Origin of the sequence: Neisseria sicca, from assembly GCF_003044565.1 — a bacterium.
Lineage (GTDB): Bacteria > Pseudomonadota > Gammaproteobacteria > Burkholderiales > Neisseriaceae > Neisseria > Neisseria sicca_A.
The window spans coordinates 447,591-468,403 of the sequence record NZ_POXG01000001.1; the positions used below are offsets into that span (position 1 = coordinate 447,591).

Below are 20,813 nucleotides of genomic sequence, written 5' to 3' on the forward strand. Positions count from 1 at the left end.
ATGTGGAACAAGTCTTACGAGATGTTTATAAAATTCAAGGTGTACGGATGGAGCCGCTGAATAACACGGCTTCGGTCTGTGCTTGGTGCGAAAGCAAGGGCGTGATGGGTGGCGGTGGAGAATTGACGCAAGCCGAGACGCACGCAAACGCTGCGATGATTATCAGCCGTATCGAACGTGTGCTTAACCGCTATGAGTTGGCGGCGGTAGAGTGTAAATACAGCAGCGACTTGAGTGGGGTTATCGACCTGACGGCATACATCGAAGAGCAAAACAACGGCGTGAATCTGTTGCTGTGTGATGCGATTTTATCGAATCTGTTCACGGAGCAGCCGAAGAAAACCGCCATCATGGATAAATACGACGTGTCAAACGGTCATGTTTACCGACAGTTTGAGAAAGTGGGGAAGATTTTAGCGGTGATTGAGACATCAGCTTATTTGAAACTCTATGACGAGTTTAAACAATGTGGCATAATTTCATAACCCACATTACTACACAAAAAGGATGAAAAATGAAGAATCTGATTCTTGCTGTTGTTGTCGCTGCCGGTCTGGCAGGTTGCGCTGGTACTAATTTCAACTGGAACAACGCCCGTCAAATCAAAGAGGGCATGAGCGAGCAGCAAGTTTTGTCCCTGCTTGGTAAGCCAAACATGACGACATCTACACCAAACGGCTTGATTTATGTATGGTCGTTCGCAAATGGCTTTACTGGTTCAGCGCGTTCCGTCTCTGTCGTAATGAAAGATGGTGTTGTGGTTTCTGCCCCATCTATTCCCAATAGCTATTAAACACTTGACATAGCGGAGGAAAATGTTAGAATTATGCTATAGTTTGGAAATAGCTATATAAACCGCCTTTATTGGGCGGTTTTTGCGTTTTCAGACTGCCTGAATTTCAGGTTTCTAGCCGTGCCATGATTGGCAAAAGGCAAAAGGGGCGGCGTAGCCGTTGAGGAAGATGACGCGGACGCTTCCAAATAAACAGGGGGTCGCGCCCCACTCTCCTTGTTGGTCTCTGTAAAAAAACGCGGAGCAAGTGAAACAGCGTTTGCCCGTCCTAATGGTCGCCTGCCATGACAGGCTGTAAAGCGGTTCTTGCACATAGCCCCTGCTGTTATCGGTATGGGGCTATCCATTTTTCATGGCGTATTACTCTCCTTTGCCGTCTGTATTCTGATCCAAGATTGGAATTAGGCGGCTTTCTTTTTTCTGTGAGGTTCGATATGAGCGAAAAAGAAAAACGCCCTATCGGGCGTCCTAGTAAATTCAGTCAAGACTTGGCTGAGAAGATTTGCGAACAAATCGCGCATGGTAAAAGTTTGCGTGCTATCTGTGCTGAAGATGATATGCCATCAACCTCGACCGTTTGTAAGTGGTTATTTGAAAACCAAGAGTTTTCGGAACAATACGCGCGCGCGAGAGATAAGCAGGCGGACTATTTCGCGGAAGAGATTATCGAGATTGCCGATAACGTGGAGGCGGAAAGTGCGTCAGTGGCAAAGGCTAAATTACAGATAGACGCCCGCAAATGGGCAGCGTCAAAGATTGCGCCGAAGAAATACGGCGACAAATCGGAGCTTGACGTTAAATCGAGTGATGGCAGCATGACGCCGACGGTACGCTTAGATGCTGAAGAATATCGCAAGATAGCTGAAGACGTTTTGCGAAAGATTTAGCACAAAATGCCAATCCCATAGACGGCTTTAATGCCATTTCTGATTAATTTCCCAATGGAATTTAAAATAAAATGGCATTACAGCAATTTGATGAAAAAGAAATATCGGTCATTCGTGATTTTTGCTTTCGCGATTTATACACATTCACGCGCTGGATGTTTCGAGAGCGGCGCGGTTACCAATGGACGCAGGCGAAGCATCATGAGTTAATATGTTCTGCGTTGATGCGTGTTTTTAACGGCGAAACAAAACGCCTGATTATCAACATTCCGCCGCGCTACTCTAAGACAGAGATAGCGGTTGTGAACTTCATCGCGTGGGCGATGGGTCGTGCGCCTGATAGCGAGTTTATCCATGCGAGCTATTCATCGACGTTGGCGGTAAATAACTCCGTGCAGATTAGAAACCTTGTCCAGCATGAAGAATATCGGGCGATATTCCCAGGTGTGGAGCTTGCAAGCGAAAGCAGTCATCACTGGAAGACGACTGCGGGCGGCGTGATGTACGCAACAGGTACAAGCGGTACGATTACAGGTTTCGGCGCGGGCAAGCATCGGGATGGTTTCGGAGGCGCACTAATCTTAGACGACCTGCATAAGGCTGACGAAGCACGAAGCGAGGTCAGACGGCAAAACGTCATCGACTGGTTTCAAAACACGCTGGAATCACGGAAAAACAGCCCTGAAACACCCATTGTCGTGATTATGCAAAGGCTGCACGAGAAAGACATCGCGGGCTGGCTGCTTGATGGCGGCAACGGCGAAGAGTGGGAGCATTTGTGCTTATCCGCCATTCAAGACGACGGCACGGCGTTGTGGTCTGAAAAGCACGACATCGAGACGCTGCGACGAATGGAGCAAGCCGCGCCGTATGTCTTCGCTGGGCAGTATTTACAACGCCCTGCCCCGCCCGATGGCGGCACGTTCAAACCTGACAATCTGCAATTTGTGAAAGCCCTGCCCACTGGGAATATCCGATGGGTGCGCGGATGGGACTTGGCGTCCACTGCAAACGACGGCGACTACACAGCAGGCGGCAGGCTTGGTGTTACAGAAGATGGGCGGTACATCATCGCAAACGTCGTGCGCGGTCAGTATGGCGCAGACGAAAGGGATAGGATATTGCGAAACACGGCGCAAAAAGACGGCGTGAAAACGAAAGTATCTATCCCGCAAGACCCTGGTCAAGCTGGTAAGTCGCAAACCCTGTATCTAACCCGTCAACTGGCGGGTTTTTCCGTATCTGCCAGCCCCGAATCGGGCGACAAGGTAACGCGCGCCGAACCGTTCGCCGCACAAGTCAACATCGGTAATGTGATGGTGTTGGATGATGGTACATGGGACACAGATGCGCTGATTGCTGAGATGCGGATGTTTCCAAATGGTCAACACGACGACCAAATAGACTGTCTGAGTCGTGCGTTTGGCGAGCTACTAGACACCCGAACAGGCATGATTGATTACCTGCGTTCGCAGGTCGAGGCAAACAAATGAGTAAAAAGACACCTTTATCACAAGGCTTTATTGCCCGCGTTGCTGCCGGTGTCCGTTATGCCTTTACTGGCAACGCGGATGCTTGGATGGATGCGGGCGAGCCTTTAGCTCCTGTCGCGCAGCAGGCAGAGGGGCGGCGGTTCGATTATGAGCCGTTCTACAACGTCGGGCATTCTAAGCCGCGCGAACGGGAAGCAATAGGCTTCGCACAATTGCGCGCCCTTGCCGATAACTACGACGTGTTGCGGTTGGTTATCGAAAAGCGCAAAGACCAAATGGAAGGCTTGAAGTGGACAATCCAAAAGCGCGATATTGCATCAACTGCAAACAACGAATCACAGCGCAAAGACCGAAAGGTCGATGAAGCCATTGCGTTCTTTCAGTCGCCTGACAAAGAGCATACATGGTCGGATTGGCTGCGCATCTTGCTGGAAGACCTGTTTGTTATTGACGCGCCGTGCATCTACCCACGCAAAACACTGGGCGGAGACTTGTACGCCCTTGAAGTGATAGACGGGGCGACGATTAAGCGTGTACTGGACAATACAGGCCGCCTACCCTTGCCGCCTGAAACGGCGTATCAGCAAATCTTGCACGGCATGGCGGCGGTTGATTACACGGCGGACGAATTGATTTACCGCTCACGCAACAATCGAAGCTACAAGGTTTACGGCTATTCGCCCGTTGAGCAAATCATCATGACTGTGAATATCGCCTTAAAACGGCAGATTCACGCGCTGGAATACTACACAGCGGGCAGCGTTCCCGATGCTTTGGTCGGCGTGCCTGAAACGTGGTCGGCTGACGACATTCAACGCTTTCAAGAATACTGGGATTTGTTGTTGTCAGGCGAGACGGCGGAACGGCGCAAAATGCGGTTCGTTCCGGGCGAATTGTCCCGAAACTTTAAAGAGACCAAGCAGCCGCCGCTTAAGGACGTTTACGACGAATGGCTGGCCCGCGTCGTCTGTTTTGCGTTTAGCGTCGAGCCTACGCCGTTCGTAGCGCAGGTAAATCGCAGCGTAGCAGAGACGAGCCGTGAGCAGTCGTTATCCGACGGCATGAGCAGCCTGAAGAACTGGGTTAAAGCCCTGATTGATGACGTGCTTTCCCGTTACATGGATATGGCGGCCTATGAGTTTGTTTGGCAGGAAGAGGAATCACTCAACCCGAAAGAGCAGGCAGAAATTTACGCCATCTACAAAAACGCAGGCATTCTGACCGCTGATGAAATCCGTGCCGAACTGGGTAAAGAGCCGTTACCGGAGCAGCCTGATCCGAATCAGCAAGACGACAAGCAGCCCGAAAAGCAACCAAGCCAAGAGGCTGAAAAGCTGGGGAAGTCGGAAAGCCCGATGAGCGAAGACGAAGCCGCCGCGCTTATTGAGGCTTATTTGCTGACGCGCGTGGACGGCATGGCTGAACAAATCACCGCGCTGATTGACGGTGCTGCTGTTGATTGGCAGGCTGATGACCTCGCCGCCGAACTGAGCCGAGTAGCAAAAATCGTTACCGATGGTTTGGACTTTGGCGAGTGGGACGGCTTGTCTGATGTGGTCGAGCCGATTATCAGGCGAGCGGCTGAAGATGGGGCGGTTGCCGCCTTGTTGCAGGTCATGCCTGACCCTGCTGTCGGTATGGTTACGAACATTCGCAGCCGTGCCGTCAAGTGGGCGCATGACCGAGCCGCCGAAATGGTCGGCATGAGGTGGGTGGGCGGCGAGCTTATCCAAAATCCTGCCGCCGAGTGGCAAATCACAGAGGGAACGCGCGAAATGATACGCGCCCAAGTGGTCGAAGCCATGCAAAACGGCGACAGCGTGCAGGAATTAGCAGGTCGTCTGAAAGAATCTCACGCCTTTAGCAATACCCGCGCCCGAACTATTGCCCGAACAGAAACGGCGATGGCGGACAACATGGGCAACCTGATAGGCTGGGAAGAAACGGGGCTTGTTGCCGGTAAGCAGTGGATAACCGCCGAAGACGACAAGGTTTCCAAAATTTGCAATACGAACGGCAAGATGGGCGTGATTGGGCTGCATGAGCATTTCGCACATGGCGGCATGACGCCGCCTGCCCACCCTAATTGCAGATGTACGGTCGTCCCTGTTTTGGCAGAGGATATGCCGAAAGTTTAGTTTTTACTGTTGGTAGTGTTGGGGTTTGCCGCTCTCTTTACGGGGGCGGCTTTTTTTTGGAGTACAGAATGGCAAAGTTATACGCAGAAATCGCCAAGATGGAAGCGCAGGACGACGGAACCGTCAAAGTTTGGGGTTATGCCTCAAGTGAGGCGGTCGATTCGGACGGCGAAATCATCGCGGCGGAAGCAATGAAAGCGGCTATTCCCGACTATATGAAGTTTGGCGCGGTGCGTGAAATGCACGGCTCAAACGCTGCGGGGACAGCTATCGAAATCAACGTCGAAGACGACGGGCGCACATTCTTTGGCGCGCATATCGTTGACCCTATTGCGGTTACGAAAGTCAAGACAGGCGTTTACAAAGGTTTCTCAATCGGCGGAAGCGTTACCGCCCGCGACGAGTTGAATAAGTCGCAAATCACGGGCTTGAAGCTGACAGAAATTAGCCTTGTTGACCGCCCTGCAAATCCTGACGCGGTGTTTACCTGCTACAAGGCAGATAAGCCCAAAGACGGTGAAGAGGCTGATAAGGACGACAAGCCAGCCGATAAAGCTGACGAAACGCCTGCCGACGACACCGAAAAGGCAGACAGCGATACGGTCGATGAAAAGGTTGACAACAAAGAAGACGATAAAAAGGACGAAGCCGAAAAATCGGCAAGCGTGAATTTGTCTGAATCTGAAATCGCCATCTTGAAAGCGGTATTGGCTAAAGCCGAAAAACCGAAAGACGAGCCGGTCGCTAAATCAATGTACCAAGTCAAATCACTGGCTGACGTGCTGACGTCGCTGAAATGGCTGATTGAGGACGCAGCCTACGACAACATCGATGAAACCGTTATCGCGCAAATCAAAGAATCAGCGGGCAGCCTAGCCGAATCGCTGAAAGCGTTGACAGTAAGCGAAGCCGACAAGCTGGTTGATGGCTTGGCAGCTAAAGCCGACAAATCAGACGACCTTGCCAAAGCGGAATCGGCTGACGAACTGGTAAAAGCGCAAGACGCGCTGAAAAAATCGAATGACGCACTTGCCAAAGCGCAGGCGGAAATCGAAAGCCTGAAGAAACAGGCAGCCCCACCGAAAGGCAGCACCAAAGCCATCGGCAAAGCAGAAGATAGCGGCGAAGACCCTCTGAATGGTTTTCAGCCGATTGTGAAGAATGACGGTTCGCTTGATGATGTGGCAACACTCGTCAAGGCAGCACAAACAGGTCGTCTGTAACACCGCTTACAGGCGGTTTTTTTATTATCAGGAGCGATAAATGAAGAACGTGAATCAAATCACAAAAGAAACAATTGAGCTGATGAAGTCAGCTCAAGCAGGCGGCGAGCCGCTGAATAAAGGTTTTACTCAGCCGACCAGTTTCACAACTGGTCTGCAAACCTATGACCTTTCCGCGCCGTCTCAGAAACTCTATCCGGTATTGACCCCGTTGCGTAACCGTATCCCCCGCGTTGGCGGCGGTCGCACCATTGGTTCAAACTGGAAAGCCATTACTAATATCAACGTCGGCAATCAACGCGCGGGTATCAGTGAGGGTAAACGCGGCGGCGTTATCAATCATGAAATCGTCGAACGTAACGCGCAATTCCGCGCCATCGGCTTGGAGAACCAAGTAACCTTTGAGGCAGACTATGCTGCGCGCGGTTTCGAGGACGTGAAAGCGTTGGCGGTAGCCCAAACTCTGCAAGCGACTATGGTTGCCGAAGAAATGATTTTGCTGGGCGGTAACACCAGCCTGAAATCAGGCGTTACCCCTACCCCGACCGCTGTCGCCTCTAACGACACTTTGGGCAAAATCAGTGCCTCTACCCTGTCCATCGTCTGCGTGGCTTTGGGTTTGCAGGCATATTGGGACGTAGCAGGCGCAAATAACGGCGCAATCGGTCAAAGCCTGAACATCAAAACTGCTCAAGTCCCTGCCAAAATCACACGCCAAAACGCTGACGGCACGACCGACACATTTGGCGGTGGCTCTGCCCAAAAATCTGCGGCAGCTTCCGTTTCTGGTGTTGGCACAGGCAAAAAAGTAACCGCCATGATTCCAGCCGTTCGCGGCGCGGTTGCCTACGCTTGGTACTGGGGTGCGGCTGGCTCTGAAAAACTGGGCGCGATTACCACTTCTGCCAAAGTGGAAATTTTGGCAGACGCTGAGGGTACTCAAACCGCTGCTTCCCTGCCGTCTGAAGACAATTCGACTTCAGTGCTGGAGTTTGACGGCTTGCTGACCCAAATCGCCCTGCCTGATTCAGGTGCGTTCTGGTCGGACAATAAAGGCAACGGCTTGACTTCCGACGGCGCGGGCGGCGTGTATGAATTTGAAGAAGCGTTCGCGCATTTCTTTACGCGATACCGCTTATCGCCCGATACCATCTACATCAACGCCCGCGACTTAGCTGCGTTGACCAAGCTGATTATCGGCAACGGTGGTGCGCCGCTGATTAAGCTGAAAGTGGACATCGACAACGCCGCGAACATTCGCGCGGGTGTGGTGGTTGGTTCATACCTGAACAAAATCACAGGCGATGAACTGAACATCGTGGTTCACCCGAACTTACCAGCCGGTACTTACCTGTTCTACTCGACCCGTCTGCCTGCCTATGTGCAAGGCATTGGTAATCTGCTGCAAGTACGCACGCGCCAAGAGTATTACCAAATCGAATGGCCGCTGCGTACCCGTATGTATGAATACGGTGTCTATGCGGACGAGTTGCTGCAAGGTATGTTCATGCCTGCGTTTGGTATGATTACCAACGCTGGTTAATCCTAATAAGGTCGTCTGAATTTTCAGGCGGCCTTTTCTTTTTGGAGAATCAAAATGACTAAATTGGTTAAATTACAAGCACCTGAGGGCTTTACCGATGTTTCCTTTGGTAGCCAAAGCTACACAGTTGGCGAAGACCGCATCGTGGAAGTCCCCGCCGAAGCCGCGCAATTCTTGTATCAATTCGGCTTTGGCAACGTTGTGGCTGAAACTGCCGAAACTGAAGAGCCTGAAAAAGCCAAGCGCGGACGCAAAGCCAAGACCGAGCAGCCGGCAGAACAGCCAGCCGAACAGGCTGAAACTGTTGAAGCGGTAGAGCCTGCCGAAGCCGAACAGGCTGAAGCCGAGCAAACCGCCGAAGCTGAAAAGGCTGAATAACGATGACCGCCCTTGTCTCTCTTGATTTATTCAAACAGCGACTAGGCGTTACCCACGATAAGCAGGACGGATATTTCCAAACCCTGCTTAACGGGGTATCGGCGGCTGTTGAAGCCTATATCGGGCGAAAACTCGAAGCGGCGGATTACGTCGAGCGTTACAACGGCAACGGCAAAAACCGCATCGTCCTGAATCAATACCCTGTCCTATCCGTGTCGTCCGTGAAAATCAACGGACGCATGGCGAACGACTGGGATTTTGATAATTGGCTGCTGATACGCCATGCCTGTTTTGCACAGGGTATCCGAAACGTTGAGGTATCCTACCGCGCAGGCTATGAAACCATACCCGCCGATATTCAGGAAGCCATCTTGATTATTGCAACGCAGCGCATGAACGAAATCGAGAACAAGGGCGTACAGTCGAAAACACTTGCAGGCGAAACCATCTCGTTCTCTACGTTCAGTGATTCGGGCGGTATCCCCCCGTCAGCGTTTGCGATACTCAATGAGTACAAGCGGAAAGGCGTGTGATGCTGAAGATGGAATTTATCGGCGGCGATGTTTTGGCTGCGGTGTTGCGCTCCTATGGCGACAAGGTTCAGACGGCTATTGTGCAGTCCATTGGTCGGTCGGCGTTGAAGTTGCAAAGCGAAGTCATGCAAAACCGTCTATCGGGGCAGGTGTTGAATGTACGGACGGGTAATCTGCGTCGGTCGATACACCAACGCGTAACCAACACGGGTAGCGCGGTAATCGGCGAAGTAAACACAAACGTCCGCTACGGCAAGGCGCATGAATATGGCTTTGCAGGCACGGTAAACGTCAAGGCATCTTTGCGTCAGGCCCGTCAGGCATTTGGGCGACCGCTCAAATCCCCGCGATACGTTCAGGTGCGCGCGCATTCCCGCAATGTTCGTTTGCCTGAACGGTCGTTTTTACGAACGGCTTTGCGCGATATGAAAACTGAGATTGAAGCCGATTTGAGAAACTCCGTTAAAGGGGCATTGCGATGAACCGTGAAGCGATTTATTCCGCGCTGTGGGCGAAGCTGGACGCATTGGACGGTTTTGTTACCAAGAGCCGAAAGCTGCTGCACTGGAACGACGTTAAACGCTACGACCAGCCCGCGTTATTCATGGCGCAGGGCGATATGCAGGCGGTAACGCTGACAGGGCAGGAAACCAAGTGGATTTTGCGCGTCGATGTGTATCTGTACGTCCAAACGTCAGGCGAGCCGCCCGCACCCATCATGAATCCGCTTATTGACGCGGTGTGCAATACCGTGAACGCCGTCCACCCTATCACGGGCAAGACGGCTTTAGTGGTCGATGGTGCGGACATTGAGTATTGCCGTGTCGAGGGTATGGTGGAAACAGACGAGGGAACGCTTGGCGAGCAGGCGGTTTGTATTATCCCGATTGTGATTTGTGCCGCGTAATGCGGTTTTATTTTGAAAGGAAATGTCATGCAGTTGACGTTTGGTAGCGGCGAAGTGTTCGCCGAAATGATTACGGATGCCTATGGCAACCGTGTGCAGAACGCAACGCCCGTGCGAATCATGGGCTTGCAAGAAATGTCCGTTGACTTGTCGGCGGAATTGAAAGAGTTCTACGGTCAAAACCGCTTTGCGCTGGCTGTTGCACAAGGCAAGGTCAAAGTGTCAGGCAAATTCAAGGGCGCGTTAATCAACGGTCTCGCCCTGAATACCCTGTTTTTCGGCGCAGAATATGCAACCGGCACCATGAAAGCACTCTGGGCGGATGTAACGGGTAAAGCGATTCCAGCAAGCGGCGCATATACCGTGCAAGCAACCGCCCCTAACGGTGGTCGCTTTGTTGAAGACGCGGGCGTAATGGGTAGCGATGGTACGGCATACGTCAAGGTCGCCAGTAATCCGACAGCCGGTCAATACATGGTGTCCGCAACAGGCTTGTACACTTTCCACGAATCGGAAAAGGGTAAGACCGTTTACCCAAGCTTTACCTATACCCAAACCATGCCGTCAGCCAAGAAACTTGAACTGACTAACTTGGCGATGGGTAATACGCCGACCTTTAAGCTGAAATACCTGACGCAGTTCAAGGGCAAAAAAGCCCTGTTGGAACTGGAAAGCGTAACCAGCGGCAAACTGGGCTTGTTCTCAACCAAAAACGATGACTTTTCTGTCCCTGAAATCGACTTCACGGCACAAACCGATGAGGCGGGCTTTAAAGTTGGTACGTTGTGGATCCAAGAGTAATCACGCAGACCGTCTGAAAGGGCGGTCTTTTTATTTGACCTGAATTAGGAAACAAAAATGACAGTACGAATTAAAGGCGTAACCGTTGAATTGAACGGCACAAATTACGTTATCCCACCTATCGCACTTGGCGCACTGGAGCAGTTGCAAGAACGTATCGGCACATTTGACGGCAACGTCCAAGACGTAAAACAAATCTCTACCGTTATCGATTGCGCCCATGCCGCCATGCGTCGGAACTATCCCGACATGACGCGTGAAGAAGTCGCCGACTTAATCGACATTGGTAACATGAATGAAGTGTTTGCCGCTGTGATGGACGTATCAGGCTTGAAACGCAAAGAACAGGAAGCCGCACAAGCGGGGGGAGTTCAGGCGGCGGACTAAGTTTCGGCGCGATGATTGCCCACGTCTGCGCCTCTACGGGGTGGACGTGGGACTACGTCGCCGACAACTTGGATTTGCCGCGCATACAGTATTTGAACGAGTATTGGCGCGAACATCCGCCCGTGCATATCTTGGTAGCGTCGTACATGGGCATCAAGCCGTCGTCGGGCGTCGTACAAAGCGAAGCGGACGAAGCCGAAGCCATCAATATGTTTGGCGGTAACGAACTGTCTGAAGACGAATTTAACGCCTTACTGAAAGCGAAAGGAATTATCTAAATGGGCAATGCGATTTTTCCCACGTTCCCCGGCTTGAAGTGGGGGCGGAAGAAAACGGCGGTGTGGAGTACCGGGACGCAGAAATCGGCAAGCGGTCGTGAATTGCGAACCGCTTACTACACCTACCCGCAATGGCGGTTTTCGCTGTCGTTTGAGGTGCTGCGGACAAAAGCGTCCGTCAACGAACTGGAGCAACTGGCGGGATTCTTCAATGCCCGCAAAGGCAGCTTTGAAAGTTTTTTGTACGAAGACCCGACCGATAACGCGGTAACCGACCAGCCCATCGGAAACACGGTGCAGGGCGTTACGCGTTACCAGCTTGTCCGTTCGATGGGCGGTTTTATTGAGCCTGTATTGGCAGTCAAAGAACGACCCGCCGTCAAAGTGGGCGGCGTGGCTTTGACTTATGGGCGCGATTATTCCGTTACCGATAAAGGCGTTTTGGTTTTCAACACGCCGCAAACGCCGGGTCGTCCGATTACATGGACGGGTGGTTTTTATTTCCGCGTGAGATTCACATCTGACACAGTGGATTTTGAAAACGTTTTGGGCAGCCTGTGGGCAGCCAAAAAGATTGAGTTTACGAGTGTGAAGTTATGAAGACAGCGACAAAAGAACTGATTGACTTGCTACACGGTAGCGACGAGTTTCAGATGGCGGATTTGTACACCATCACGCTTTCTGGCGGGCAGGTGCTGCGCCATACCAGCGCAGATATGCCCGTCGTTTGGGATGGGCAGACCTACGAAGCGCATAAGCTGATTATCAAGCGCGGGGCAACCCGTATCGCTGTCGGCTTGGACGTGGATTCCAACACACTGCAAATCGCCTCCGACCCTGATTACAGGCTTGAGGGATTGCAATGGGCTGAAGCTGCTTTGGGCGGCGTGTTGGACGGCGCGCGGGTCAAGATAGACCGCGTTTTCTTTGGCGTCGGTGCGTCATCTATTGGCAATATGGTTGAGGACGCAAACACCGTCTTAGAGGTTTCTGGCGTGAATCGAACCGAGACAAAAACGCTGCAAGTTCGTGGCGATTTACCGAATGAATTTGTCTTGTCATGCGACATCGCGCTTGAAAACGCAACGTCAATCTATGGCAAGCCCTACCCGCGAATCGGTGCTGAATTGTCTGTTACCTATACGGACAATTCCGTCGGCTATTTTAGCTGCTGGTACGAAGATGCGGTCAGCGGTAGTACAAAAACGCTGTCTGAGCGCATTTCGGCAAAACATGAAATCCCCGCAGGTAAGACGGTCAAGGAAATACGCAGCCTGATTATACAGGCGCGGTATCAAACGTCCGATTCCATTCGGATTTCGGGTGTTGATTTACGGTCGGCTGCCGATGTTGACGGCTCTCTTGCCGAACTTCGCCCTGTCGGTGCTGTGAATATCTTTTCCGGTCGCGTGTCGGACGTATCGGGTAGCAGGTCGTCTGTAAAGGTTGACGTCAAATCAGACATCGAGCTTTTGAACGTATCAAGCCCGCGCAACATCTATCAAGCGGGCTGCATGAGGACGCTCTATGACGAGGGCTGTAAAGTCAACCGCGAGAAATTCACGGTGGACGGTCGTGTAACGGAAAACAGCCAAACAGGCAATGCGCTGAAACACAATCTGACGCAGCCTGACGGGTGGTTTTCGCAGGGCGTGATTAAGTTTACGAGCGGGCGAAACGCAGGCTTGAGCAGGACGGTCAAGGTGCATAGCGGCAATACGTTCGAGTTTGCCCTACGCCTACCCTATCCGCCGCAAGCGGGCGATGTGTTTAAGGTTTATCCCGGCTGCAATAAGCGTCAGGATACCTGTAAAAACAAATTCAATAACATCGTGCATTTTCGCGGATTCCCGTATATCCCGTCTGCTGACACGGTGGTTTAAGAGGTCGTCTGAAATGGATTTGCGAGAACAAATCATCGAAGAGGCGCGGTCATGGCTTGGTACGCCCTATCATCATTTCGCAATGGTCAAGGGCGCGGGTGTGGATTGCGCCATGTTGCTTGTCGGAGTTTACGGCGCGGTCGGCATCGTCCCCGATGACTTCACGCCGCCCAAATATTCCCGCGACTGGCACCTGCACCGCGACACAGAGCGGTATTTAGAGGTCATTGCCAAGTTTTGCAAAGAGACGGACGATCCGAAGCCCGGCGACATTGCCATGTGGAAGTTCGGGCGCACGTTTAGCCATTCCGCCATCGTGGCGGGCGACGGCAAGATTATTCACAGCTACATCGGGCGCGGTGTGGTTTTGGACGACATCAATCAGCCCGAACTTTCAGGGCGTGATATGAAATTTTTTACGTTGGAGGCATTGAATGAACATTGAAGTATCAGCCTACGGTCTGGGTGGTGGTCGCAGTGGCGGTAGTGGTGGTAGTGGCGGCGGCAGTTATGACGACACGGCAATCAAACAGGAATTGGCACGAGTCAGACAGGCGGTGGCAGCCTTGCCGAGCGGCGCATCGTATGACGACGCCGAAATCAAAAAAGAACTGGAAGCCGTCAAGAAGCAACTTTCTGACCTGCCTAAGGGCGGGGGTGCAACATACGACGACAGCGACTTGCGAAAACAGCTTGCCGCCGCTGTGGCGCGTATCGATGAAATTGCCGACACCCGCAAAGAGTATCAGGCGGCGTATGTCGCGCGGGCGGACTTCCTGACAAATCCCGCAAACAATGAATTTATGACGGTCAAGTTCAAAAAACCGTTCAGCAAAAAGCCGTTTGTTAAAGTGACTTTGGATTTAGTGACTGCACAAGCGAGAATTTCGTATCAGGGCAATGCAACAGAAACAGGCTTTGATATTGCAACCAACTACGCAGGCTCTTTGCTTGGCTTGTGGTACGAGGCGCATTTAGTAGATTGATATTTAGAGGTTTTCTATGGGCGGTAAATCATCAACCATTACATCGGCAGAAGAACGGATTTTATCGTTACAGGTACAACAGTCGTCGCAAGGGCTTACCCTGCCTGTCATCTACGGCAGAACCCGTGTAGCCGGAAACCTGATTTGGTACGGCGACTTTGTTACCATAGAAAACAAAACCACAACACAGCAAGGCGGCAAAGGCGGCGGCGGTGTGAAGCAAGTCGATATTGCTTACACCTACGAAGCCGCCGTCATGCTTGCTCTATGTGAGGGCGAAATTCAAGGCGTCGGTCGTATTTGGCGCGATAAGGAAAAGTTCGACTCGCTGGCACAGTTGCGTCTGACGCTTATGCGCGGCGGCGACGAGCAGCCATTATGGACGCATTTGGCGCAGGCGAAGCACCAAAACCAAGCCTTGAACTATTCCGGCACCGCCTACCTATGCAGCCCAAACTACGAACTGACGAAATCCGCGCAGATTTATCAGCATAATTTCGAGGTCATCGGCAAGCTGGGCTACTCAGGCAACATCCCTGACGCAAACCCGCGCGATATTATCCGAGACCTGCTGACGAACCAACGCTATGGCTGCGGATTCCCCGTTGACAGCATTGGCGACACCGACCGATACAGCAATTATTGCCGCGCGGTCGGTATTTTTCTAAGCCCCGCCTACACGGAACAGGGCGAGGCGCAACGGAACATTTCCGAACTGCTGGAACAGACCAACAGCGCAGCGGTGTTTTCGCAAGGTCGTCTGAAAATCGTCCCTTACGGCGACGGCAATTATTCAGGTAACGGCGCGGCATATGTTGCCGATAACAAGGCATTATACGACCTGACAGATGACGATTTTATCGTTTCAGGCGCGGAAGACCCTGTAAGCGTCGAGCGCAAAACCAATGCCGATGCGTTTAACCAAGTCCAAGTCGAGTATCTCGACCGCGATAATGACTACAACGTCGCCATCGCCGAAGTGAAAGACCAGGCAAATATCGAGCAGTACGGATTGCGCCCAAAAGAAGCCGTCAAAATGCACGGCATTTGCGACGGCAAGGTAGCGCAAAAGGTAGCCCAACAACTGCTGCAACGCGCCCTGTACGTCCGCAACGAATATGAGTTTAAGCTGGGTTGGAAATATTGCCTGCTTGAGCCGATGGATATCGTAACGCTGACTGACGCAGGGCTTGGCTTGAATAAAACGCCCGTCCGAATCACGGAAATTGAAGAGGATGAAGAGGGTGTCCTCTCTATCAAGGCAGAAGACTACCCTGTCGGCGTTCACACTGTATCTGAATACCCGACGCAGCCGTCTTTGGGTTATTCGGCTGACTACAATGTTTCGCCGGGTAACGCCCATGCGCCCGTTATTTTTGAAGCACCGTTGCAACTGACAGGCGGCGAGCCGCAAATTTGGATGGCGACGGCGGGCGGCGATATGTGGGGCGGTGCTGAAGTGTGGGTGTCAACCGACGGCGACAGCTACACGCGCGTCGGCGCAGTCAATCACAAAGCGCGTTTCGGCTCTTTGACTGCTGCTTTGCCGAATGGTGCGGTTTTCGACCGTACCAACACTCTGAACGTGGAAATATCCGCAGGTCAAATGACAGGCGGTACGGAGCAGGACAGCCGCGATTTGCTGACATTGTGCTACGTTGACGGCGAATTTCTGGCATACGCCAATGCCGAACTGAAAGGCGTGGGTCGTTACACACTGGGCAACCTGACACGCGGCGCGTATGGCTCTGCTATTGACAGCCATGCGGCGGGTAGTAGGTTCGCGCGTATTGACGAAGCATTGTTCAAGTATGCCGTTCCGCGTAACTGGATTGGTCGCACGGTTTGGGTCAAACTGGTTTCGTACAACGTTTTCAGCGGCGGCATACAGGATTTGTCATCTGTTCCTGCGTATTCCTACACCATCAAGGGCGCACCGCTGGGGCAGATTCAAAACCTACGCCTGACATCATCTTGGGCATACGGCAAAGAAGCCGTTATCGCTTGGGATAAGTTGGATGGGGCAGACACCTACGACGTGGAAATCTACGCAGGCAACAGCCAACGCCGTTTGCGCCAAGTCAGCGGTATTGTGGACAACAGCTACACCTACACTCAGGCGGATATGAGAGCCGACGGCGGGCAGGTGCGTGATGTTGTTTTCAAGGTTCGAGGACGTGCCGTTACCGGCAAAACAGGCAACTGGGCGCAAATCGCGGCGCAAAATCCGCAACTGCAAGAATTGCAAGGCATTTCCGTTGACAGCGGTTTGAAGCAGGCGTTTTTTACCTGTCAAAAACCTGCCGAAGAGGATTTCGCAGGCATTATCGTTTGGGTGTCTGAAAACGCAGCCGTACCGACCATAGAAGCAAACAAAGTCTATGACGGCGCGGAAACGTTTGTAACCATCGCCAAATGCAACGGTAATCCGCTTGAGAAAGGGAAGACCTATCATCTACGCGCGGCAGGCTATGACAGCTTCGGCAAAGACGCCTTGAAAATCAGCAACAGCGTGTCTTTTACCGTCTATGACGTAAATACGACCGACCTGTCAGAAAGCAATCTGAACAAGGCTTTGCGCGACAAAATCGCCCTGATAGACGGCAACGGCGCGGGAAGTGTAAACGCACGAATCGCAGCCGAAGCACAGGCACGGGCAGCGGTCGCCCGCACGGCAGAAGACGCAAAAGCCGCAGCGAAAAAAGCTGCAGACGACCTGACTGCAAAAGCCGCTGAACTTGGAAACAAGGTAGCAGCAGTCGAGCGAGTGAATAACGAACAGGCGCAGCAAATCAGGACGGTTACAGCAGCGCAAGGCACGACCGCCGCAGGCTTGGAGGCTGAAAAGAAAGCACGGGCAGACGGCGACAGGGCAGAAGCTGCGGCGCGTGAAACGTTGGCGGGTCGTGTATCTACGGCTGAGGGCAACATCACACGCGAGACACAGGCGCGGGTTACAGCAATTAACGCCCAAACCGCCGCAACGGAAGCCCTGAAAACACGGGTCGGCAATACTGAAAGCAGTATCACAGCATTGCGCGAAACCGTTAATCAGAAAGACAGTGCGAGGTCGTCTGAAATCCAAACGCTGACCGCGAAGATTGACGGCGTTTCGGTTGGTGGACGCAACTACGCCCTATCAACAGGAACGCCCGGCAAAGTGCTGACAGTGAGCGGGAATAATCAGACCAAGAACGTCACCATCGACGTTTCGTCTGCTTTGGAACTGAAGCAAGGCGACAATCTGATTATCTCGTGTGACATCGAACTAACAAACGCTACATCGCCATACGGCAAACCATATCCACGAATCGGCGCGGAATTTTCCGTGACCTATGCCGACAACTCAATCGGTTATTTTGCTGCATGGTACGAAGAGGCGATAAACGGCACGACCAAAACACTGAAGCAGCGGCTTGTTGCCAAGCACACGGTCGCTAAAGAGGTTAAGGCACTGCGCAACATCATCGTTCAAGCACGATACCAAACATCGGAATCCATCAAGGTTTCCAATGTGAAGCTGGAGCGCGGAACGGTGGCAACCGATTGGACGCCCGCCCCTGAAGACAACGACGGTTTACAGGAAATCCGCAGCACGGTTCAGGTAGTTCAGACGACCTTAACCAAAGCGACAGGCGACATCAAATCGCTTGGCGAACGTATCACGACGGTACAGTCAACCGCTGACGGTAATAAGGCGACGGTACAAGCCCACGCGAAAAGCATCAACGGCTTGGAAGCGCAGTACACGGTCAAGGTTGACGTTAACGGTAAGGTGGCGGGCTACGGCTTGGCAACCACGCCGAAAAACGGCACGCCTGAAAGTAAGTTTATTGTGAATGCCGACCGTTTCGGTATCGGCGCACCGGGCAAAGCCGACGTTTTCCCGTTTACGGTTGATACGCGTCAAAACCGCGTCGGCGTGAACGGCGAGCTGGTGGTAAACGGCAAGGCGATTGTCGATAAGCTGAACGCCGGGGATATTCACGGCGACAAAATCACGGCAAACACGTTGAACGCAAACCGCCTGAAAGCTGGAAGCATCACGGCGCGGGAAATCGGCGTTGATAAGTTGTCGGCAATATCCGCCAATATGGGTGATATTCGTGGTGGGCGGATGGATTTGGGCAATGGTCGTTTTGTCGTGGAAAATAACGGCGATGTCTCCTTGTCATCATCTAGCGGGCAGGTTGGGATGAAGCTGAAAAACGAACGGCTTACCGTATATGATACAAGGGGTTATTTACGGGTGATTGTGGGATATAAAGGAAATTCCTGATGGATTATGGCTTGTTTTGCTTTGACAAAGATGGCAACCCCATTGATGTAAACTTGGACGCCAGCTTGATTGTGGAGGGGGTTTTGTTTTTGGGAAACGCCCCATCGGGGTTAATTGCTTTGGATATGTTGTTTCCACGCCGCAATTTTTTCAAAGGGATTTTCCTGATGCCCCAATCTCACGCGATCGGTAACTGGGAAACCGAATATTTGAGTATATCAAAGTTGCAAAACGGCACATTGCAATGGGTACATTCTTTTTATCATAAACGCCTTTTCGGCGATAGGTTTATTACCCATTGCGGTGCTTTTGCGGGTAGGAGTTTGTTATATGGTTACTTCAACTGACGACAAAGATTGGGGATTTGCAATTTATAACGAAGCCGGCGTGGATTTGGTTAATTTTGGCTTATTCACGCCAAAATATATCGGTAAATTGCATTTATCCCTGCCAGAAGGGGGCAGCGGGTTGAATAATCTCCGAGTAGTTTCAAATAGTGGGCGCGAAGTGTCTATAACTGACGGTAGTCTTAATGTGCCTTTTGAAACGCTGATTGCAAAAGGAAATTACCCCGAGCGAAGCAGTGGCGCATTATCTTCAGGCTATCTGTTTGCCGCCCCAAATAACGGCATACGCATGATTCTGCCTTTATATGGGTCATCGGGGATTGGTTTACGGACAAGGGGTTTAATTCCTGCTGTTATACATGGCTGGGGCAGCGGTTACGACCAAGAAAAATTCGAGATGGCGACCTTGATGTGCAACTCCTTGAAATCAGGGTCAGATATTATGCACGCATCGCTTGAGATGAAGCATATAGACGGCCAACTATCTGCTGATGATAAGTCAAATTATGCAACAGGGTTGCCATACGCAGGCAATAGGGCTGAAAACTACAATCCTACCGGGCTGCCCATTACCGCATCGTTTCGAAGCACGAGCATCGGGACAAGCGAAGTGGCAGGGTTTTCGGCGGTAAGTCTCGGATGTGGCTATATGGTTGTCGATATGGCAGGCGGTACGGACTTGGAAATTTACTTTTACGAAACGGCAGGCTTGCCATACGAGTATCTTAATAAATGCTCCACTGCTATTGACTACAACCCTTACGGACTTGCAAGTTATGACTATTCCCCTCAGCAAATCAATTATGTGATGCCTAAAAAAGGGAGTATTGCCGAAGTAAATGACGGCTTTAATAGGTCGGTTACGTTTTCGGATTTGGTTGCGGGGAAGATGGATCGGTCAAGATGGTTTTTTACCCACGAATCGCCAAACAGAAGATTCTACCCTGAAACAGTCCCCGCAATAATTGATGCCCTGCGAAATGGGGAAAATAAGGAAAAACGCAAAAAGCTAACCCGCTTTTTAGAGGGAGATGAAAATGCTCCTTTGAAATACGAGCAGTATGACAGTTCGTCTTTGCCGCTTAAACTCATGGGGGCAGTAACTCAAAACGGTGGGACGGTAAAGCGGAGGGTGTCGGGTGTTGGATTGTTTTACGAGGTGTCGGGAATAGACCTTTCCAAAGCCGCCCAGCCTGTCGGGATGCTTGGATGGGACAATGCTGCACTTTACAAGGCGGGGCTGCCTGATGGTTTTGGGGCTGGCGTTCACAGCCTTTTCCAAAGTAAATCGGCTGGCTCTCCTTATTTTCCGATGCTGCCAAATCCACGAGACACGTTTAAATGGGAATTGGATAAAATTAATCCATATCAACCGATTTTAAACTATCGGTACTCAAATGTGATTGCAGATAAAAGCATCAATGACAGTCAATTTGACTTGACCGGATGGCAAAAGGTAAAGGTTGGATTTGCAAACGCATTTAATAGCCGTATGGCGGCAAACCTGACTAACAGCTATCGTCAATTTAATAAGGCTCAAGCCGTTGCCCACGTCCCACGCAATAAAGATATTGTGGTGGCAAGTTATAAAAACCCGCTATCGGAATCGGCTTATTATGAAAAAGAGATTCGTGATGCTGAGTACCGTGCGGCGCAGCTAACCGCGCAAACGGAGGCGCGCTTGGAAGAAGTGGGAAGAGCGTGGGAAGAGAAAATAGATGCTGAGTTACTAGATTCGGAAATCAACGCCTTTAAATCCAAAATGGGACTGTTAGAGCAGTTGTCAAAAATCGCAAACGAGAACTCTTCAAAAAGTTGGCAAGACCCATTTTGGGGAGCGTGGGCTTATCGGCATAGTGATAAATTGGAGTTGTACTGTGCCGCGCGGGAGGCGTTGCCCGAAACGACAACCCCGCTCCCTGAAAATTGGCTTTGCTGCATGAAGCCTAATGTTTAA

Annotated in this window: 22 protein-coding genes; 21 read left to right on the forward strand and 1 reads right to left on the reverse strand. The window is 51.7% G+C overall.

Annotated elements, in window-relative coordinates; all coding sequences use genetic code 11:
* Positions 1–47 precede the first annotated feature (47 nt).
* Positions 48–485, forward strand: a complete 438-nt coding sequence (locus DBZ16_RS02380) for a hypothetical protein (protein ID WP_240600157.1) — start codon at positions 48–50, stop codon at positions 483–485.
* Between the two features lie 29 nt (positions 486–514).
* On the forward strand, positions 515–793 hold the full coding sequence (gene bamE / locus DBZ16_RS02385) for an outer membrane protein assembly factor BamE domain-containing protein (protein ID WP_107812803.1): 279 nt from the start codon (positions 515–517) through the stop codon (positions 791–793).
* A 114-nt stretch (positions 794–907) separates the two neighbouring features.
* Here the strand turns inward: bamE and DBZ16_RS14705 are convergent, their stop codons facing one another.
* Entirely contained in the window at positions 908–1,105 is a 198-nt protein-coding gene (locus tag DBZ16_RS14705; RefSeq protein ID WP_159070285.1) for a hypothetical protein, read from the reverse strand.
* A 122-nt stretch (positions 1,106–1,227) separates the two neighbouring features.
* Between DBZ16_RS14705 and DBZ16_RS02390 the strand changes: the two genes are divergently transcribed.
* From DBZ16_RS02390 to DBZ16_RS02485, 19 genes are all read left to right on the forward strand, one after another.
* The gene (locus DBZ16_RS02390) at positions 1,228–1,680 is read left to right on the forward strand and encodes a hypothetical protein (protein WP_107812804.1); all 453 of its coding nucleotides are present in this window, start codon (positions 1,228–1,230) and stop codon (positions 1,678–1,680) included.
* 71 nt (positions 1,681–1,751) lie between these two features.
* Positions 1,752–3,173 carry a phage terminase large subunit gene (gene terL / locus DBZ16_RS02395; protein WP_107812805.1) on the forward strand — a complete coding sequence of 474 codons (1,422 nt, stop codon included), beginning with the start codon at positions 1,752–1,754 and terminating at the stop codon, positions 3,171–3,173.
* Positions 3,170–5,311 carry a phage portal protein gene (locus tag DBZ16_RS02400; protein ID WP_107812806.1) on the forward strand — a complete coding sequence of 714 codons (2,142 nt, stop codon included), beginning with the start codon at positions 3,170–3,172 and terminating at the stop codon, positions 5,309–5,311. The genes terL and DBZ16_RS02400 overlap by 4 nt, the downstream gene beginning before the upstream one ends.
* Positions 5,312–5,379: 68 nt before the next feature.
* The gene (locus DBZ16_RS02405; protein WP_107812807.1) at positions 5,380–6,534 is read left to right on the forward strand and encodes a caudovirus prohead protease; all 1,155 of its coding nucleotides are present in this window, start codon (positions 5,380–5,382) and stop codon (positions 6,532–6,534) included.
* Between the two features lie 40 nt (positions 6,535–6,574).
* Positions 6,575–8,077 (forward strand): hypothetical protein, encoded by a 1,503-nt coding sequence (locus DBZ16_RS02410; protein ID WP_107812808.1) that lies wholly within the window; start codon positions 6,575–6,577, stop codon positions 8,075–8,077.
* A 54-nt stretch (positions 8,078–8,131) separates the two neighbouring features.
* The gene (locus DBZ16_RS02415) at positions 8,132–8,455 is read left to right on the forward strand and encodes a hypothetical protein (protein WP_107812809.1); all 324 of its coding nucleotides are present in this window, start codon (positions 8,132–8,134) and stop codon (positions 8,453–8,455) included.
* A gap of 2 nt (positions 8,456–8,457) precedes the next feature.
* On the forward strand, positions 8,458–8,988 hold the full coding sequence (locus DBZ16_RS02420; RefSeq protein ID WP_107812810.1) for a head-tail connector protein: 531 nt from the start codon (positions 8,458–8,460) through the stop codon (positions 8,986–8,988).
* Positions 8,988–9,470, forward strand: coding sequence for an HK97 gp10 family phage protein (locus DBZ16_RS02425; RefSeq protein ID WP_107812811.1), 483 nt, complete (start codon positions 8,988–8,990; stop codon positions 9,468–9,470). The genes DBZ16_RS02420 and DBZ16_RS02425 overlap by 1 nt, the downstream gene beginning before the upstream one ends.
* Complete coding sequence (locus DBZ16_RS02430) at positions 9,467–9,895, forward strand: hypothetical protein (RefSeq protein WP_107812812.1); 429 nt, start codon at positions 9,467–9,469, stop codon at positions 9,893–9,895. The genes DBZ16_RS02425 and DBZ16_RS02430 overlap by 4 nt, the downstream gene beginning before the upstream one ends.
* Before the next feature lie 27 nt (positions 9,896–9,922).
* Positions 9,923–10,696, forward strand: a complete 774-nt coding sequence (locus tag DBZ16_RS02435) for a hypothetical protein (protein ID WP_107812813.1) — start codon at positions 9,923–9,925, stop codon at positions 10,694–10,696.
* Positions 10,697–10,753: 57 nt separating this feature from the next.
* Positions 10,754–11,083, forward strand: a complete 330-nt coding sequence (locus tag DBZ16_RS02440; RefSeq protein WP_107812814.1) for a hypothetical protein — start codon at positions 10,754–10,756, stop codon at positions 11,081–11,083.
* Between the two features lie 11 nt (positions 11,084–11,094).
* On the forward strand, positions 11,095–11,361 hold the full coding sequence (locus DBZ16_RS02445) for a hypothetical protein (RefSeq protein ID WP_107812815.1): 267 nt from the start codon (positions 11,095–11,097) through the stop codon (positions 11,359–11,361).
* Positions 11,362–11,961, forward strand: coding sequence for a DUF2460 domain-containing protein (locus DBZ16_RS02450; protein ID WP_070491946.1), 600 nt, complete (start codon positions 11,362–11,364; stop codon positions 11,959–11,961).
* On the forward strand, positions 11,958–13,244 hold the full coding sequence (locus tag DBZ16_RS16280; protein ID WP_240600160.1) for a baseplate hub protein: 1,287 nt from the start codon (positions 11,958–11,960) through the stop codon (positions 13,242–13,244). The genes DBZ16_RS02450 and DBZ16_RS16280 overlap by 4 nt, the downstream gene beginning before the upstream one ends.
* 13 nt (positions 13,245–13,257) lie before the next feature.
* Complete coding sequence (locus DBZ16_RS02465) at positions 13,258–13,689, forward strand: NlpC/P60 family protein (RefSeq protein WP_107812816.1); 432 nt, start codon at positions 13,258–13,260, stop codon at positions 13,687–13,689.
* Positions 13,679–14,230, forward strand: a complete 552-nt coding sequence (locus DBZ16_RS02470; protein ID WP_159070286.1) for a hypothetical protein — start codon at positions 13,679–13,681, stop codon at positions 14,228–14,230. The genes DBZ16_RS02465 and DBZ16_RS02470 overlap by 11 nt, the downstream gene beginning before the upstream one ends.
* A 16-nt stretch (positions 14,231–14,246) precedes the next feature.
* Complete coding sequence (locus DBZ16_RS02475) at positions 14,247–18,509, forward strand: phage tail protein (RefSeq protein WP_240600163.1); 4,263 nt, start codon at positions 14,247–14,249, stop codon at positions 18,507–18,509.
* Positions 18,509–18,856, forward strand: a complete 348-nt coding sequence (locus DBZ16_RS02480) for a hypothetical protein (RefSeq protein WP_107812818.1) — start codon at positions 18,509–18,511, stop codon at positions 18,854–18,856. The genes DBZ16_RS02475 and DBZ16_RS02480 overlap by 1 nt, the downstream gene beginning before the upstream one ends.
* Positions 18,840–20,813: a hypothetical protein gene (locus DBZ16_RS02485; RefSeq protein ID WP_107812819.1), complete on the forward strand. Its 1,974-nt coding sequence runs from the start codon at positions 18,840–18,842 to the stop codon at positions 20,811–20,813. Before DBZ16_RS02480 ends, DBZ16_RS02485 begins: the two co-directional genes overlap by 17 nt.